The sequence below is a fragment of the Collinsella sp. Sow4_E3 genome, assembly GCF_052116285.1.
GTDB lineage: Bacteria > Actinomycetota > Coriobacteriia > Coriobacteriales > Coriobacteriaceae > Collinsella.
The window spans coordinates 1-13,533 of record NZ_JBQKLJ010000017.1 but is presented as its reverse complement, the minus strand read 5'-3'; the positions used below and the strand labels follow the sequence as shown (position 1 = coordinate 13,533).

Annotated in this window: 29 protein-coding genes; 25 read left to right on the top strand and 4 right to left on the bottom strand. The window is 37.0% G+C overall.

Annotated features, from left to right (window positions below; genetic code table 11):
* Nucleotides 1-10: 10 nt before the first annotated feature.
* Genes ACTQ48_RS09215 through ACTQ48_RS09200 form a run of 4 tightly spaced genes read left to right on the top strand, consistent with a single transcriptional unit; the run spans nt 11 to nt 1,713 of the window.
* Entirely contained in the window at nt 11-394 is a 384-nt protein-coding gene (locus tag ACTQ48_RS09215; RefSeq protein ID WP_441549859.1) for a DUF1366 domain-containing protein, read from the top strand.
* 31 nt (nt 395-425) lie between these two features.
* Nucleotides 426-575 carry a hypothetical protein gene (locus tag ACTQ48_RS09210; protein WP_441549858.1) on the top strand — a complete coding sequence of 50 codons (150 nt, stop codon included), beginning with the start codon at nt 426-428 and terminating at the stop codon, nt 573-575.
* On the top strand, nt 576-974 hold the full coding sequence (locus ACTQ48_RS09205) for a phage holin family protein (protein WP_441570707.1): 399 nt from the start codon (nt 576-578) through the stop codon (nt 972-974).
* Between the two features lie 4 nt (nt 975-978).
* A complete protein-coding gene (locus ACTQ48_RS09200; RefSeq protein WP_441549856.1) occupies nt 979-1,713 on the top strand; it encodes a CHAP domain-containing protein in 735 nt (244 codons plus the stop codon).
* Between the two features lie 169 nt (nt 1,714-1,882).
* Here the strand turns inward: ACTQ48_RS09200 and ACTQ48_RS09195 are convergent, their stop codons facing one another.
* The 4 genes from ACTQ48_RS09195 to ACTQ48_RS09180 form a co-directional block, all read right to left on the bottom strand.
* Nucleotides 1,883-2,137 (bottom strand): hypothetical protein, encoded by a 255-nt coding sequence (locus tag ACTQ48_RS09195; protein WP_441564050.1) that lies wholly within the window; start codon nt 2,135-2,137, stop codon nt 1,883-1,885.
* A gap of 71 nt (nt 2,138-2,208) precedes the next feature.
* Complete coding sequence (locus ACTQ48_RS09190) at nt 2,209-2,436, bottom strand: hypothetical protein (RefSeq protein WP_441549854.1); 228 nt, start codon at nt 2,434-2,436, stop codon at nt 2,209-2,211.
* Nucleotides 2,437-2,502: 66 nt separating this feature from the next.
* Nucleotides 2,503-2,778, bottom strand: coding sequence for a hypothetical protein (locus ACTQ48_RS09185; RefSeq protein ID WP_441549853.1), 276 nt, complete (start codon nt 2,776-2,778; stop codon nt 2,503-2,505).
* A gap of 83 nt (nt 2,779-2,861) precedes the next feature.
* Nucleotides 2,862-3,206 carry a DUF7222 domain-containing protein gene (locus ACTQ48_RS09180; protein WP_441549852.1) on the bottom strand — a complete coding sequence of 115 codons (345 nt, stop codon included), beginning with the start codon at nt 3,204-3,206 and terminating at the stop codon, nt 2,862-2,864.
* A gap of 254 nt (nt 3,207-3,460) precedes the next feature.
* Between ACTQ48_RS09180 and ACTQ48_RS09175 the strand changes: the two genes are divergently transcribed.
* The 21 genes from ACTQ48_RS09175 (at nt 3,461) to ACTQ48_RS09075 (ending at nt 13,326) form a co-directional block, all read left to right on the top strand.
* Nucleotides 3,461-3,694: a DUF739 family protein gene (locus tag ACTQ48_RS09175; RefSeq protein WP_441570705.1), complete on the top strand. Its 234-nt coding sequence runs from the start codon at nt 3,461-3,463 to the stop codon at nt 3,692-3,694.
* A 13-nt stretch (nt 3,695-3,707) separates the two neighbouring features.
* Nucleotides 3,708-3,944 carry a hypothetical protein gene (locus ACTQ48_RS09170; protein ID WP_149969365.1) on the top strand — a complete coding sequence of 79 codons (237 nt, stop codon included), beginning with the start codon at nt 3,708-3,710 and terminating at the stop codon, nt 3,942-3,944.
* A 24-nt stretch (nt 3,945-3,968) separates the two neighbouring features.
* The gene (locus ACTQ48_RS09165; protein WP_441570703.1) at nt 3,969-4,562 is read left to right on the top strand and encodes a hypothetical protein; all 594 of its coding nucleotides are present in this window, start codon (nt 3,969-3,971) and stop codon (nt 4,560-4,562) included.
* A complete protein-coding gene (locus ACTQ48_RS09160; RefSeq protein ID WP_441564044.1) occupies nt 4,555-4,680 on the top strand; it encodes a hypothetical protein in 126 nt (41 codons plus the stop codon). The genes ACTQ48_RS09165 and ACTQ48_RS09160 overlap by 8 nt, the downstream gene beginning before the upstream one ends.
* Nucleotides 4,658-4,993: a hypothetical protein gene (locus ACTQ48_RS09155; RefSeq protein WP_441549848.1), complete on the top strand. Its 336-nt coding sequence runs from the start codon at nt 4,658-4,660 to the stop codon at nt 4,991-4,993. The genes ACTQ48_RS09160 and ACTQ48_RS09155 overlap by 23 nt, the downstream gene beginning before the upstream one ends.
* Entirely contained in the window at nt 4,980-5,894 is a 915-nt protein-coding gene (locus tag ACTQ48_RS09150; protein WP_441570701.1) for a phage replisome organizer N-terminal domain-containing protein, read from the top strand. Before ACTQ48_RS09155 ends, ACTQ48_RS09150 begins: the two co-directional genes overlap by 14 nt.
* Before the next feature lie 226 nt (nt 5,895-6,120).
* Nucleotides 6,121-6,474 (top strand): hypothetical protein, encoded by a 354-nt coding sequence (locus tag ACTQ48_RS09145; protein ID WP_441569746.1) that lies wholly within the window; start codon nt 6,121-6,123, stop codon nt 6,472-6,474.
* A 1-nt stretch (nt 6,475) separates the two neighbouring features.
* Nucleotides 6,476-6,952 carry a siphovirus Gp157 family protein gene (locus tag ACTQ48_RS09140; protein WP_441549845.1) on the top strand — a complete coding sequence of 159 codons (477 nt, stop codon included), beginning with the start codon at nt 6,476-6,478 and terminating at the stop codon, nt 6,950-6,952.
* Nucleotides 6,953-6,959: 7 nt separating this feature from the next.
* Nucleotides 6,960-7,586 (top strand): ERF family protein, encoded by a 627-nt coding sequence (locus tag ACTQ48_RS09135; RefSeq protein ID WP_441549844.1) that lies wholly within the window; start codon nt 6,960-6,962, stop codon nt 7,584-7,586.
* Nucleotides 7,583-7,966, top strand: coding sequence for a single-stranded DNA-binding protein (locus ACTQ48_RS09130; RefSeq protein WP_441549843.1), 384 nt, complete (start codon nt 7,583-7,585; stop codon nt 7,964-7,966). The genes ACTQ48_RS09135 and ACTQ48_RS09130 overlap by 4 nt, the downstream gene beginning before the upstream one ends.
* Before the next feature lie 34 nt (nt 7,967-8,000).
* Entirely contained in the window at nt 8,001-8,393 is a 393-nt protein-coding gene (locus ACTQ48_RS09125) for a hypothetical protein (RefSeq protein WP_441549842.1), read from the top strand.
* Between the two features lie 47 nt (nt 8,394-8,440).
* Nucleotides 8,441-8,956, top strand: a complete 516-nt coding sequence (locus tag ACTQ48_RS09120; RefSeq protein WP_441549841.1) for a DUF1642 domain-containing protein — start codon at nt 8,441-8,443, stop codon at nt 8,954-8,956.
* Complete coding sequence (locus ACTQ48_RS09115; RefSeq protein ID WP_435534771.1) at nt 8,957-9,136, top strand: hypothetical protein; 180 nt, start codon at nt 8,957-8,959, stop codon at nt 9,134-9,136.
* A gap of 130 nt (nt 9,137-9,266) precedes the next feature.
* The gene (locus ACTQ48_RS09110; protein WP_441549840.1) at nt 9,267-9,503 is read left to right on the top strand and encodes a hypothetical protein; all 237 of its coding nucleotides are present in this window, start codon (nt 9,267-9,269) and stop codon (nt 9,501-9,503) included.
* Nucleotides 9,500-9,706 (top strand): hypothetical protein, encoded by a 207-nt coding sequence (locus ACTQ48_RS09105; RefSeq protein WP_441549839.1) that lies wholly within the window; start codon nt 9,500-9,502, stop codon nt 9,704-9,706. Before ACTQ48_RS09110 ends, ACTQ48_RS09105 begins: the two co-directional genes overlap by 4 nt.
* The gene (locus ACTQ48_RS09100) at nt 9,703-10,032 is read left to right on the top strand and encodes a hypothetical protein (protein WP_441549838.1); all 330 of its coding nucleotides are present in this window, start codon (nt 9,703-9,705) and stop codon (nt 10,030-10,032) included. The genes ACTQ48_RS09105 and ACTQ48_RS09100 overlap by 4 nt, the downstream gene beginning before the upstream one ends.
* Nucleotides 10,029-11,846, top strand: a complete 1,818-nt coding sequence (gene dcm, locus ACTQ48_RS09095) for a DNA (cytosine-5-)-methyltransferase (RefSeq protein ID WP_441570699.1) — start codon at nt 10,029-10,031, stop codon at nt 11,844-11,846. The genes ACTQ48_RS09100 and dcm overlap by 4 nt, the downstream gene beginning before the upstream one ends.
* A 22-nt stretch (nt 11,847-11,868) precedes the next feature.
* Nucleotides 11,869-12,165 (top strand): DNA cytosine methyltransferase, encoded by a 297-nt coding sequence (locus tag ACTQ48_RS09090; protein WP_441564067.1) that lies wholly within the window; start codon nt 11,869-11,871, stop codon nt 12,163-12,165.
* A 14-nt stretch (nt 12,166-12,179) separates the two neighbouring features.
* Complete coding sequence (locus ACTQ48_RS09085; protein ID WP_343118948.1) at nt 12,180-12,353, top strand: hypothetical protein; 174 nt, start codon at nt 12,180-12,182, stop codon at nt 12,351-12,353.
* Nucleotides 12,354-12,506: 153 nt separating this feature from the next.
* Nucleotides 12,507-12,911: a hypothetical protein gene (locus ACTQ48_RS09080; protein WP_441549883.1), complete on the top strand. Its 405-nt coding sequence runs from the start codon at nt 12,507-12,509 to the stop codon at nt 12,909-12,911.
* Between the two features lie 133 nt (nt 12,912-13,044).
* Nucleotides 13,045-13,326 carry a helix-turn-helix domain-containing protein gene (locus ACTQ48_RS09075; RefSeq protein ID WP_441549882.1) on the top strand — a complete coding sequence of 94 codons (282 nt, stop codon included), beginning with the start codon at nt 13,045-13,047 and terminating at the stop codon, nt 13,324-13,326.
* Nucleotides 13,327-13,533 lie beyond the last annotated feature (207 nt).

Here is a 13,533-nt window from a genome sequence, read left to right as displayed (position 1 = left end):
GAGGAAAGAAATGAGATTAGAATTTCAACGGAAGTCATTAGACTACAACCTAGACGGCAGTCTACGTGGTACTGTCGTGACGCTTGGGAACGTAGAAAATAGCTATGTTCCTATTCTTTTGCCCGGTGACCAAACGGCTTTGGGAAATCAAGAATTGTTTGAATTAGCTCTTGAAAAGCACTACCAAGAAAACTTCCCACAACGTGCAGAAAACGAGAAATTTAACTTGCTCGGTGAAAAAATCGCACAAGCGGACGAAGCTACCGATAGGATGAACAAACAATACATAAAAATGGAGCAATTCATGAAAATGATGTCTCAAACTATCAACGAAGCAATCATGTCAATCGCGGCAGGTAAAGAAGATGATAAAACTACTATTGAAAGTGAGTAATTTTATAAAAATGTTAAAAGGAGAAAACGAAATGGCTATTATTAACTACTACACAATGCAAATCGTGGATTTTGGATGGATTACAATTGATGACGTTCCTTTGCGGTACCGTGAAAAAGTACGTCAAATGGTCGAACTTGCGACAGCTGGTTCGAAAGAAACTGGCGAGGAGGTTGGATAGATGCAGTTTAATATGTTTGAATCACTACGAGCCGTTATTGCAACAGAAGATGGACTCATCATCTTTTTGCTTGGACTAATCGTAGCCATGGAAATCATTGACTTTTTCTCTGGCGCGTTTGCTGCGGTTATCAATCCAGGCATTGAATACAAGTCAAAGATTGGAATTAACGGCCTACTTCGGAAAATTCAAGGGATTGTATTGCTCACAATTCTAATTCCTATGTCTGTTTTGCTTCCTGAGCAGACGGGCGTGGCCTTTTTGTATACAATTTACATTGGCTATCTTATCTTGACATTTAAGTCTTTGGTCGAAAACTACGGCAAGGCCAAGGGAGACACTACCGTCTTTGAAAATGTCACAAATGCTTTTGACAAGCTAATTGGCAGGAAGGAGTGATAGTATGACAACAGCTCAGGATGTTGTTAATTACAGCAAAAGCCTAGTCGGTAAAAAGGTAACTGTGCCTACAAATCCGTACGGTGGCCAGTGCGTAGCCTTTAATGACCACATTGTTCAGCACTTTACAAACGGAAAGAAAAATCTTGCTTATACCAATGCCAAGGATACGCTAGCAAAGGCAGCGCAGCAAGGTCTGATTGTAGTTTACAACGACCATCCAGACAAGTATCCACAGCCGGGCGATTCTATTGTGTACGATTGGGGTACAGACCCTTATGGACATATTGGTATCGTAATTGAAGCGGATCCTAATGTCTTACATACATTAGAGCAAAACGTGGACGGATATCGAGACGAAAATGGCAATGGTCAAAATGACCAATTAGAAATCGGTGGTGGTGGATATGTGCGAGAAATGCATCGCAATGTATCTGACTATCAATATGTTACAGGGTGGTTTAGGCTAAAATATGACGAACCAAAGCCAAAAGAAGAAAAGAAAGAAGAGGAAAATGATATGTTTACAATTTCAGCACCAGGACGCGGTATCGGACTAGTCCAAGGGGGAACATTCTTCCCAATCTTGGATGCGAAAGATCCAATCGCCTTTTGGGAAGCAGGAGTCAAGAATATTGCGGTAAGTACAGCAACTTTCGACTCATTCCAAGGCAAGGCTCAAAAGTCTAGCTTGGACGATGCGACAGTTAAGAAATTGATTGACGGTATCAATAAATAAAAATCAGCCCTAGCGATTGCTGGGGCTTTTTTTGTGTGCAAATTGCTTAAATTTTAAACCTTTTCTACAAAATGGTATAAACCATTTTCGAATTTGCAAACAGCCCAGCCTTCAACAGGTTCAGCTGTTAACGTGCAAAACTTTGGCGAGTAGACACGTTAAGAGTTTTTTAGTATCCTTTAGTTGTTGTTTGATTGAATTCAAAATCAATGTTTTCGATGTAATTGATAACATTTTGGAATGCTTCCGCACCTTCGATACCATAGTTGATTTCATTTTTTGCAATGTTTCCAAAGAATGGATAATCTTCGAATAATTCTGAATTGAAATTTTGGTTATGGTATTCTGTTTCAAGAATATCGATGATATCCCATTGATTGTATTTTTTGTTAATCAATTCTTGATAGATTTCAATTGCTTTCATGATGTTTTCCTCCTGCCCTGTGGGCTTTTGTTATCTTTATGGTTTAATTATATCATAGTCATGTGACTATGTCAAGTGTTTTCTTTAAAATATTTTAATTTTTTTTCGATACGTTCCTGCAAGTCTTTCAAATCCTCAAACTTGGCACGTTTCTCAATAAAATTTCTTGCAGTGCTGCGAGCGTTTAAGTACTGTTTTCGTTGTCTGTTTTCCTCGCTTGCGTGATAGTAGCGTTTGTCAGCTTCACGCTGTTGAGCTTGTGTTGCATACCCTCTACGTTTTTTGATCTCTTTTTGCATTTTGTTTATTCCTTTCTGATTGCCTTTAATTAGTTGTAAGTTATTGATTATACCAAGCCCTTTTGACTATTTTATTTTAACCACATGAGTTTTTAAGCGATAATCCGTCCAATTTTTATTTTTAATCCACATTGGAAAATCTATTATAACACTAGTTATATTTTGCCATTGTCCGTTATAATTGCCTTGTAAAACAATTGTACCAAGTTGTAACCTCATTTCTTGCCTAGTGACACCAAAAAATTCGCATATACCTTCAATCATTTGTTTCTTGTGTAAAGTCATTTCTTTTGTTGTCCTAAAAGTTTCACTAACCTTTTGCAATTCTTTTGTTTGTTCCATTTTGTTTTCCTCCAAAAAATGTTTTTATTTTTTAATGACTAGCAGACCCTCGCAAGCCTGCTGACGGCTTGAACTGTATAGTCTTATTCTGTTTCCATTGTCGCGACATATTCTTCAAACATTGCCCAAATTACAGTGTTTTTATTATACTCTGAGTTAATAGCAACGTCCCAATTGTGGAATAATTCAAAAGGATTTAACCCGGTTTCTTCTGTCAATTCCTCAAGCCAATCGTTGCATTCATCCTCAAAGTTATCAAATAATTCAGTTGTTTCCCAAAAATAGATCAATCCGTCAACCATACCTGAGATACAACCGTGTTTTGCTAGATATTCATCAAATTTTTCTTTGCTATCGTAACCCTCAACAGCTGACTCGTATATTTCATTAAAAGCCTCGTGTATAGTTTCCATGTTATCGTATTTCATTTTAATTTCCTCCTGCCCTGCGGGCTTTTGTTATCTTTATGGTTTAATTATATCATAGTCATGCGACTATGTCAAGTGTTTTTATAAATAAATTTTAAAACGTTATATTATATAGTAGAAATAAGAAAAGTTTAGGATAAGAAACAAAAAAATATCAAAAAAATAATAAAAAGTGTTGCATTATTGTTTTTATTAGTGTATAATAAGAGTATAAAGTTCATTAAATGAACAATAAAATAAAGAAGGGAGCCAATATGGTTTACGATTATTCAAAACTAGAAGGACGTATCGTCGAGAAGTTCAGCACTAGAGAGAACTTTGCAAAGTCCTTGGGTGTAACAACTAAGTCTATCTCCGAAAAGTTGAACAATAAAACAATTTGGAAACAACCAGAAATTTCTAAAGCTATGGAATTGTTATCTATCTCAGGCGAAGATATTGAGTTATATTTCTTTAAAAAGAAAGCTAATGACACAGAACAAGAATAGAAAGGAGCATAATATGTCAGAAATTATCGGTGGACTAGCAGTCCTTGGATTTATCGTGATGCTTAGCGCATCAAATGCTATCTTTGAAATTCGTAAACTGGAGCGTGAGCGAAAAGAGCGGGATTTGAAAGCGCTGAAAGAACAAGAAGATTGGCTCCTGGTGCAAAAAGGGATTGCCATGGAACGGGCTACATTTACCAAAATGGCCCAGGCAACGTTGGCTAAAGGGCCGTGTAAAGAAATTGTGTAATTTGCGTAATGAAAGGAATTGAAAATGAATAAAAAATTTGAATTATTGCTCGATGACACCATCGAAACGTTCGGTAGGAAACTATTCCGCATAAGATCCAAGGTTGCTTTTGGAAGTGTAGAAGTAGATGAAAAAGGCGGATATATCGAGAAGGAAGGTAACCTATCTCAATCTGGCAACGCTTGGGTATATGGCGACGCTCGGGTATATGGCGACGCTTGGGTAACTGGCAACGCTTGGGTAACTGGCAACGCTCAGGTATCTGGCAACGCTTTGGTAACTGGCAACGCTCAGGTATCTGGCAACGCTTTGGTAACTGGCAACGCTAGGGTATCTGGCAACGCTTGGGTATATGGCGACGCTCTGGTAACTGGCAGCGCTCAGGTATCTGGCAACGCTAGGGTATCAAAGACAAGCGACTATATCGTTTTTAAAAACACATGGTCCAGTTTTAGATGGTTTACTTACACAAAATCAAACAAAATGTGGAATGTTGGCTGTTTTTCTGGCACAGGTCAAGAATTGATTGAAAAGGCTTATAAAGACAACGAAAAATCTGGTAAGAGTTATGAAGCATATGTAAACCTAGTACTTGAATTGGAGAAGCTGGATGACTGACAAAGAGAAACTAGAACAAATCATCCTGTCTCTTGAAAAATTTCAACGGACAGGGGATGTAGAGCATTTAGAAGATATTGAAAGGATATTGGAAGATGACGGAACTGACGACTGTTGAAGCAAACGTGTTGAACATTATCCTACCGTATCGCTTCGATAACCCTATCAAATTTGAAAAAGTGCAGGAACGAACAAAGCTAGGTAGACGCACTTTGCAAAATGTGCTAGAAGCCATCAAAAAGAAAGGACATCCAGTAGGCAGCCATAAGACAGCACCATTTGGGTTATATATGGCTATGACCAAGGAAGAACTTGAAATTGGTATGAGAGCGAATGTGAAGCAGGCAGAAACCACACTTGAAACCGCACGAATTCAACGCAACATTGATTTTGAAGAGTATTGGAGACGAGGTATAAATGGCAGACAATAGAAAATATTATTACTTAAAACTAAAGGAAGATTTCTTTGAAAGTGATGAAGCTGTCGTTTTGGAAAGTATGCCAGATGGCTATATTTACAGCAATATCTTATTGAAATTATATCTAAGAAGCCTTAAAAACGATGGTATTCTCATGTTTAACAACCTTATCCCGTATAATTCGCATATGTTGGCAACTATTACAAGGCATCAAGTCGGAACTGTTGAGAAAGCTGTAAATATATTTAAGGACTTACAACTTATTGAGATTTTGGATAACGGCGCAATCTATATGACCAATATCAAAAATTTTGTAGGAAAATCAAGCAAAGATGCTGATAGAAAACGAGCAGGATATAACAAAATAAAGCGACTTGGAGAAATCTCCACCATAGGAACGGAGAAATCTCCACCAGAGATAGAGATAGAGATAGAGAAAGAAATAGAGAAAGATATAGATATAAATATAGAGTTAGATGTAGATGATAAAAAAACCACCACCGGCACAAGCATTCAAAATTATTATCAACAAAGAATTGGTCCATTAGATGGTTTTCAGTTTCAGCAACTGACCGAATATGTCACTTTAGATGGTATGGATGTTGATGTTGTTATCAGAGCAATTACAGAAGCTGCTGACAACGGCAAACGGAATTTCAAATATATCTTGGCTATCCTACGCAATTGGAAACAGAATGGCATTAAGACTATTGTCCAAGTCGAAGAGCGAGAACGACAGCGAATCGAACAAAAGGTCAACTACTCTAACAGTGGAAACAATACACAACCTCAGCGAACAAATGTTCCAACTTGGTCAACCGAGCCAGTAAAGACCGAACAGACTACAGAAGGACAAGCAAAGTTAGCAGAACTCTTTGCTGAGTTAGAGGCAATGGAGGGTGCTGATGATTAAATACACAATCCGATGCAAGGAATGTCAATCATATAGTACAGTGACAAACGAAGACGACTGCGAGCTAAACTGTCCTAAATGCTTATCTGAGCAATTGGTTGTCATCTACAAAGATGCGTTACCAGAACCAGAAGACGAAGACAGAGCCTATGACGAATGGAAAGACAATGTAGCGATGGGCTACCAATAGCGAAAAAGAAAGACAAAAGAGGAAAAGAAAATGACAATGTCAAACGAAACAAAAATGCTTGCAACAATGATTTTAGAAATTGCTGAGACAGCTAACAAATGGGTTTCTCGTCCAGAAAGAAGCACTATAAAGTTGGTTGATGAATATATTGAATCAAATAAAGCGTATAAGATTGAAACTGACGAAGACGGTGACACAGAAAAGGTTTTTGCTGGAGTTAAAGACGAGCAATTAGATCGTATTTTGAAGCATCTGAAAACATCGTTAGAACGAGACGGAAATGACATTTCCCGTTATGCGGAAGAAATTTCAAACAAGGGCGAGCGTCAATTGAGTTTAATCAAAACAATAGTAAAGCATTATGCTGATGTAAATACGGAGGATTTATAACATGGCACTATTATACGAACTAGAAGGAGTTTACGCAGAATTGCAAGCAATGGAATTAGGCGATGAAACCTTCAACGATACATTAGAAAGTATTGACTTCCAAGAAGACTTGGAGCGGAATATCGAATATTTTGTCAAGCTATTAAAAAATGCAGTTTCTGATGCAGAGAGTTTCAAACAGGCAAAACAGGAATTTTACGAAAAAGAAAAAAACGCAAAGGCTAAAGCGGAAAAATACAAAGAAGCTATTGAACGTGCTTTGAAAATGAGCGATAAAAAAAAGGTGGAAGCAGGGTTGTTCACTGTGTCGCTCCGAAAATCTAAGCAAGTCGATATTTCAGACGAAACAAAAATCCCTCTTGAATTCATGAAATTAGAATACAAGCCTATCAAAACTGAACTGGCTAAACATCTGAAAGCTGGTGAGGTTATAGAAGGTGCAACATTGATCGAGAAAGAAAGTTTGCAGGTAAAATGATATGACAATGAATTTTGCAGAATTACAAGCGAAAATGCAGATCGGCAAGGTTAGCAAACAGGGAGTGAAGTATTCTTTTAGAAATGCAGAAGATATTTTCACACATTTCAAAACATTAAATAGTGGTTGGGAAATAAACGTGTCTGATGATCTTGTTGAAGTTGGTGGCAGAATATTTGTTAAAGCTACAGCAACTGCAACAAAAGATGATGAAGTTCGCAATGCCACTAGATTTTCAGAGCTTGACACAGTACCAATTCTCAACACAAAAGATTATAAGACTGGTGAGCTTAAACAAGTCCAACAAATGCAAGTTCCACAATGGACAGGGGCGGTTAGTTCCTATGCAGGAAAATACGCTTTACAAGGGCTGTTTGGGATTGGTGAAGAAGATGTTGATTCATTAGTTGATGAAATTGAGAAGAAAAAAGAAGCGAAGACTAAAATACCAAAAGAAGTAGTCGAAGCATATAAGAATGGTATACAGTCCGTTATCGATAGGACAGGTAAGAATGACGGTTCAATCACGAGATGGTTCTGTGAGAAATTGGGAGTCGCAAAAATCGAAGACATAACGATGGAACAAATCTCACTAGCAGATGGACTATTAAATAAATTGGAGAATAATCAATGAAAGTAACAAACAAAGGCTATATCAACTTTAACGATAAGTACAACAAAAAGACAGATGCCATGATGACAGCAAGCATGAGCTTCTCAAACGGGAAAGAAGATGACGGAGAGTGGAAGAATGGGTATATCAATGTAATCGCTTTTCGTGACAATATACAACAATTAGAAAGTTCTGTTGGTCAGTTAGTAGAGATTGAAGGAACATTCCGATTGAACGAGTACACAAATCAACAAGGTCAGGGTATTAAGACACCACAAATTATTATTGACACATTTTTAAATGGTTCAGCAAGTAAGCCAAATAATTATTCTAAAAACGAGACCTCATCATTTGGGAAAACAAGTCCTGTCGATATTGATGATTTGGAGTTGCCATTTTAAACATAAAAACAAAAAGTAAAAGCAGGGCTATTAGTTGAAATTTGAATTTATTTTATCAAATACAAAACACAAAAAAGAAATGTTGAACGCTAATGATAGACCACATTGGACACAGAAGGCTAAAATTACTGCCTATCTTCGCCAAATTGGGCGTTTAAAAGTATCTGAGGGTAAATATACTGCCTACACAAAAAAACGCCCCTGCGGGCTTGTGGTGACGATTTACGCACCAACTAAAAGACGAATGGATCCACCAAACTTTTATCCAACCATAAAAGCGTTAGTTGACGGTATGACGGATGCAGGTCTATGGGCAGACGACAACCATGAAATTATTAAGTACATGACGTTTGAATTTGGTGGTCTAAGCCAAATCAAGGATAAATACAAGATTGAAATAGAAGTAGAGGAATATAATGAAATTTGAATTATTTAATGGCCATTTTGAAAATGCGGAACATGCAGAGGAAACAGATGAATAAACAAGAAGCGATTGAGGAAATTAAGAAACAGAGCACACAAGCATACGATGATTTTGCAATAATGCGAGACGCAGCTATCCATATTATTAACCAAATCCACGAACTGCAGAAAGTGGTAGTTCCGAAGTTTGTGGCTGAGTGGATTAAGTGGTGCAAAACAAACGAGGCGACTTTGCTTGGTGCAATCAGTCCAATAGATGAATTTGGCTCGGCTATCTGCAATGATAAGCGAGTGGAGTCAATGGCTGCTTCTAGATGGGCACAACGTAACCAAGACACATTCGCTCGTGCTTGGCTTGACGGCTATGAGATCGAGAAAGAGAAACTGTACACGGTTGAGATTGAAGGAGTAAGCTCGGGGAAGCTGTTTAAAAATATTAAAACAAACAAATATCTATTCCACAGCGGTAACGGATTGAACGGTTACACAGATAAATTGACAGAAACTGAAATCAAACAGAAAGACGAACGGTTGTGGCGGTTTGCTGTGCCTGTGGAGGAGAATTAAATGCCGGAATTTTATATAACAGAAGACTTTGTAACACCTATCGAATGCTTAACAATAGCCTTAGAGTCTATACAGGAACTTTACGATGAGAAACGCATCAAAGACAGAGAAAATGCCGAACCGCTTATTGATTCGTACAAGTATGCGATTGAATTGCTAATGAAAGAAGAGGTGGAGTGATGGATTGGCCGATATTAGACTTTTTATTTAATCTCATCATGTTATCTTGTCTAATAGGGATTTTAGTTGTTATTTGGGCTATTATTATCGGTATGATTTTTATGTTTTTTGAAAAATAGGTGGAGTACTTATGATACGATCCAGAAGATATGTTAACCGAGCAAAACACGCACCGAAACTATCAGATGCATTTAATCCGCTTGATGTGGCTATGTTATTGCAAAAAGAAATTAACAGCAACAACCTACCGTTTGAGGTAGCAAGCGCGCAGACAGGTATACCAGAGAAGCGGATTGAGCGAATTTATCGGAATGATTTACCAACAGATGATGAGATGGTTCGGATTTTAGAATGGGTGGGGAAATGAAAGTAACTGTACATTATACGCAAGAATTTATGGGAGAAACACTGAATTGTAAGTACGATAAATATTTCAATCCTAAAAGCGATAGGCTAACTATGCAAGATATAGAAAAAATAGATTTCGAAATGGAAGTAATTAGCAATTTATGCGACGACCCACATGTCAAAAAAGTTTGGTTTGAATACCACGAAGAGGTGGAAGAATGAAAATTGAAGAAGTCAGAAAAACATTGATTGAAGTCATCAAGCATTTAGACACTTACAGCGATAGAGAATTGGTGGAAATCAAAGGTATTGCCGATAAGATGAAAGAGATGGCAATGTACGAAGAATTTTGTAGAGAAAAAGGGATAACAGATGAGATGTACCGAATATCGGAAGAAGATTTCCAATTTTTAAAAAACGGCTGTTATCACATTATGAGCATAGCAATGAATTATGCTAACCCATTTGTTTCTGACATGGAAGATTGGGGTTCGGTTTATAGTGATGCTGATTTGATGCTAAGGGTTTTGGAAGAGGTGGTAGAATGAAATGTATTAAAGTATTTGAATCGTTTAGTGGAATTGGAACGCAACGCATGGCGCTTAGAAATTTAGGAATAGAGCATGAAGTAGTGGCAATTGCAGAGATAGATAAATATGCCTTATCAAGTTATGATGCAATACACGGAGATTGTCCGAATCTAGGAGATATTAGTAAAATTGACCCGAACACAATACCTGACCATGATTTGTTTACCTATAGTTTCCCTTGTTTTACAGGAGACACCTTGGTGCTGACAAACAGCGGGTACAAGCGTATTGATGAAATCAATATCGGAGATGCTGTTTTAACCCATACAAACCAGTATAAAAAAGTGACAAATGTTTTTAATCAAGGTGTCAAAGATATTGTTAACATTAAAGGTATGGCTATTCATAATATTAAAACCACAGAAAACCATAAGTTCTTAACAAGAGAACGATATAGAAAATGGAATAATGATAAACGATCTTACGACAGATTGTTCCACGATCCACAATGGGTTGAAGTTAAAGGTTTGACGAAGAATCACTATCTAGGTTTATCAATCAATCAAAACAGCGAGTTACCAGTATGGGATGGATATACCAACTCTTGGGGTACTGGTTATGGTGATAGAACGTATCATACGAATTTCATTAGTCCATTATTGGAAAACAATAATTTCTGGTGGTTGATGGGTAGATATGTTGCTGACGGATGGTGTCGTAAACAGGGTGGAATCATTATTGCTGTACCTGATGTTAAATTGGAAGAATTTGAAAATCGAGTGAATGGTTTAATCGATTATAATATCTCAAAAGAACGTACTGCGAACAAAGTTAATATTCCAATTAAAGAGTTATCGTTGTTTACGGAACAGTTTGGGTATTATGCTCATGGTAAAAAGATTAGTCCAGAAGTATTGAACTTACCAGTTGAGTTGTTAAAATCTTTCGTTGAAGGGTATTTCAGCGGAGATGGTTACTACTCTGAAACTGATAAACTTTACAAATGTACTACAACCTCTGAAGAGCTAGTTTATGGTATTGGGCAATGTATTGCTAAAGTTTATCGTCGACCATATTCAATTTATAAAGACAGTAGACCAGCTACAAGTATTATCGAAGGAAGAATTGTGAATCAAAGAGATACTTATTCATTAACCTTTAAAATGACAACTGGGGAGCAAGATAAAGCATTTTATGAAGATGGACATATTTGGTTTCCATTTAATGGGTTGGAGAATGACGGTCAAGAAACAGTATATGATATTGAAGTTGAAGATGATCATTCATTTACAGTGTTTAATACCATTGCTCACAACTGTCAAGATATTTCAGTAGCCGGAAAACAAGCCGGACTAGATATGAATGGCGGAACTAGGTCAGGTCTTCTTTGGGAATGTCAAAAAGTGATAGCTACTAAGAAGCCAAAATATCTGCTTATGGAAAATGTAAAAAATTTAGTTGGTAAAAAACATAAGCCGAATTTTGATAAATGGCTTGATTGGCTAGAAGAACTTGGTTACACAAACTATTGGCAAATATTAAATGCAAAAGACTATGGTATTCCTCAAAATCGGGAGCGTGTGTTTTGTGTCAGCATTTTAGGAGAACACGAGCCTTATGTTTTCCCTGAAAAACAAGAGTTGACAATTAGACTAAAGGACATTTTGGAAGATGATGTGGACGAAAAATATTATTTGTCAGAAGAAAAAACTAAACAACTTATTTTACCAGACACGAGTTATTGTATAGATGCTAACTATTATAAAGGTACTAACCTAAACTACTATTTAAAAAAACGCAGGAGACAGATAATTGCAACTAAAAATAGTTAACGCAACAAAAAAAGGGTATCTAATGGCCGAAGAATGTGATGGCATTGATACTGCTTATCCTTTTAGTAAAACAAGAAGAGGGAGAGTGCAAAAAAATATGGCACATACAATAACGACAGATGATAGCAAAGGGGTAGTTGATAACTACCGCATTCGTAAGCTAACACCAAAAGAGTGTTGGAGACTAATGGGTTGTAGTGATGAAGATTTTGAAAAAGCAGAGCAAGTCAATAGTAACAGTCAATTATATAAACAAGCAGGCAATGCAATCGTGGTTGATGTACTTGAGGCTATATTTAAACAGATGTTTTTGAAATAAGTGGGAGGAAAAAGATGACAAATAGAGAAGCGGCTAAAATTCGTTTTAAAGATAATGAGTACGATGTGCACACGGTCAAGTTGACTAAAAATGATATCAAAAATTTAAAAAATGGTACAACGCTCATGTATTTTAACAAAGAAGCAGATCAAGTTATCGCTCTGTCAATGGAGGTAACCAATGACTGAAAAATTAGGTGTGTTACTAGTTGATGTGCCAGAACCAAAATTATGGAAGTATCAATATTTAGAATATAGCTACGGAACTCACACGCAAAGAAGCTGAACAGTTTCCGCGGTTTAAATTTGTGCCACTGAAAGAATTGGAATGGAGAAGTAAAAATGGAATACACGGTAGAATTAAACGGAAAAACGTTAACTTATGGACCACTTGTAGAAAATTCACGATTTAGTGAAGAAGAATGGTCAGCTATTTATGCAGAAGTTGCTAATCAAAACTTACCAGAAGTATTTAAAAAGCGTAAAGACGACAAAGAATTTATCGATGTTTTAGGTGAATTAATTTGTCTTGAAGAGCGTTATGAAGAACTTTTAGAAAACTTGCCACAGGATGAGTATTCAAAAGTCGGTACTCATCCAATGTGGGTAGTAAATGCGGTTGAAGAAAACACATTAAATAAAGAGGATACACAATTTGATGTGAAAGAGATGATTGATAATTGTGATGATATAGATGAATTGAAAGAATCATTAGCTGAGTATTTTGAATTGGAGGAATTGGAATGACAGAAAAATTAGGTGTGTTACTGGTTGATGTGCCAGAACCAAGGTTTGCTGTGTATCATTATATTGCTTACAAATGCACAGAGGAAGAAGCAAAAAAATATCCACAGTTTCGGTGGGTATCGTTGGAGGACCTATGACACCGCAAGAATTTAAGGAAATAAGATTAAAACTAGGTCTGAGCATCGAGTCGCTGGCCAAGAAGCTAGGTTATTCACTCAGGCATGTGAGATGTTTGGAATCAGGCGCTAAGCCAATTGTTGAAAAGTCAGAAGAAAAGATAAGAACACTCCTAGCAGAAAGCCGTGTGCCTATTAGGAAACCTGTCAAACCACCTAATCTGGGTGGTAGACCAAAGTGGCAGGTTGATTTGGATGAGCCGTATCATATGGATAAGCATGTTGTAAAATGGAAATAAAAAAGCCAAGGCAATCTCCCTGGCAGTGATATATGACACTATTATTATACCATAAGGAGAATGCAAAAGTGACTTTTTTTCCAGAAGTAAATATCCAAAAATCAAAATCAAATGCAAAGCGTAAGTTGAGAGAATATCCTCGCTGGCAAAGAGTAGCCAATGATGCAGATGGTCAAAAAGTCACTGCGACGTATACTTTCGAGCCAA

Coding starts and splice junctions, on each gene's coding strand:
- ACTQ48_RS09080 (WP_441549883.1), top strand. CDS start 12,507: ATGGAATACACGGTAGAATTAAACGGAAAAACGTTAACTTATGGACCA.
- ACTQ48_RS09130 (WP_441549843.1), top strand. CDS start 7,583: ATGAAAGTAACAAACAAAGGCTATATCAACTTTAACGATAAGTACAAC.
- ACTQ48_RS09210 (WP_441549858.1), top strand. CDS start 426: ATGGCTATTATTAACTACTACACAATGCAAATCGTGGATTTTGGATGG.
- ACTQ48_RS09110 (WP_441549840.1), top strand. CDS start 9,267: ATGATACGATCCAGAAGATATGTTAACCGAGCAAAACACGCACCGAAA.
- ACTQ48_RS09185 (WP_441549853.1), bottom strand. CDS start 2,778: ATGGAACAAACAAAAGAATTGCAAAAGGTTAGTGAAACTTTTAGGACA.
- dcm (WP_441570699.1), top strand. CDS start 10,029: ATGAAATGTATTAAAGTATTTGAATCGTTTAGTGGAATTGGAACGCAA.
- ACTQ48_RS09155 (WP_441549848.1), top strand. CDS start 4,658: ATGACGGAACTGACGACTGTTGAAGCAAACGTGTTGAACATTATCCTA.
- ACTQ48_RS09180 (WP_441549852.1), bottom strand. CDS start 3,206: ATGAAATACGATAACATGGAAACTATACACGAGGCTTTTAATGAAATA.
- ACTQ48_RS09160 (WP_441564044.1), top strand. CDS start 4,555: ATGACTGACAAAGAGAAACTAGAACAAATCATCCTGTCTCTTGAAAAA.
- ACTQ48_RS09140 (WP_441549845.1), top strand. CDS start 6,476: ATGGCACTATTATACGAACTAGAAGGAGTTTACGCAGAATTGCAAGCA.
- ACTQ48_RS09120 (WP_441549841.1), top strand. CDS start 8,441: ATGAATAAACAAGAAGCGATTGAGGAAATTAAGAAACAGAGCACACAA.
- ACTQ48_RS09195 (WP_441564050.1), bottom strand. CDS start 2,137: ATGAAAGCAATTGAAATCTATCAAGAATTGATTAACAAAAAATACAAT.
- ACTQ48_RS09090 (WP_441564067.1), top strand. CDS start 11,869: ATGGCCGAAGAATGTGATGGCATTGATACTGCTTATCCTTTTAGTAAA.
- ACTQ48_RS09175 (WP_441570705.1), top strand. CDS start 3,461: ATGGTTTACGATTATTCAAAACTAGAAGGACGTATCGTCGAGAAGTTC.
- ACTQ48_RS09085 (WP_343118948.1), top strand. CDS start 12,180: ATGACAAATAGAGAAGCGGCTAAAATTCGTTTTAAAGATAATGAGTAC.
- ACTQ48_RS09205 (WP_441570707.1), top strand. CDS start 576: ATGCAGTTTAATATGTTTGAATCACTACGAGCCGTTATTGCAACAGAA.
- ACTQ48_RS09135 (WP_441549844.1), top strand. CDS start 6,960: ATGAATTTTGCAGAATTACAAGCGAAAATGCAGATCGGCAAGGTTAGC.
- ACTQ48_RS09200 (WP_441549856.1), top strand. CDS start 979: ATGACAACAGCTCAGGATGTTGTTAATTACAGCAAAAGCCTAGTCGGT.
- ACTQ48_RS09105 (WP_441549839.1), top strand. CDS start 9,500: ATGAAAGTAACTGTACATTATACGCAAGAATTTATGGGAGAAACACTG.
- ACTQ48_RS09115 (WP_435534771.1), top strand. CDS start 8,957: ATGCCGGAATTTTATATAACAGAAGACTTTGTAACACCTATCGAATGC.
- ACTQ48_RS09100 (WP_441549838.1), top strand. CDS start 9,703: ATGAAAATTGAAGAAGTCAGAAAAACATTGATTGAAGTCATCAAGCAT.
- ACTQ48_RS09165 (WP_441570703.1), top strand. CDS start 3,969: ATGAATAAAAAATTTGAATTATTGCTCGATGACACCATCGAAACGTTC.
- ACTQ48_RS09145 (WP_441569746.1), top strand. CDS start 6,121: ATGTCAAACGAAACAAAAATGCTTGCAACAATGATTTTAGAAATTGCT.
- ACTQ48_RS09215 (WP_441549859.1), top strand. CDS start 11: ATGAGATTAGAATTTCAACGGAAGTCATTAGACTACAACCTAGACGGC.
- ACTQ48_RS09170 (WP_149969365.1), top strand. CDS start 3,708: ATGTCAGAAATTATCGGTGGACTAGCAGTCCTTGGATTTATCGTGATG.
- ACTQ48_RS09075 (WP_441549882.1), top strand. CDS start 13,045: ATGACACCGCAAGAATTTAAGGAAATAAGATTAAAACTAGGTCTGAGC.
- ACTQ48_RS09150 (WP_441570701.1), top strand. CDS start 4,980: ATGGCAGACAATAGAAAATATTATTACTTAAAACTAAAGGAAGATTTC.
- ACTQ48_RS09190 (WP_441549854.1), bottom strand. CDS start 2,436: ATGCAAAAAGAGATCAAAAAACGTAGAGGGTATGCAACACAAGCTCAA.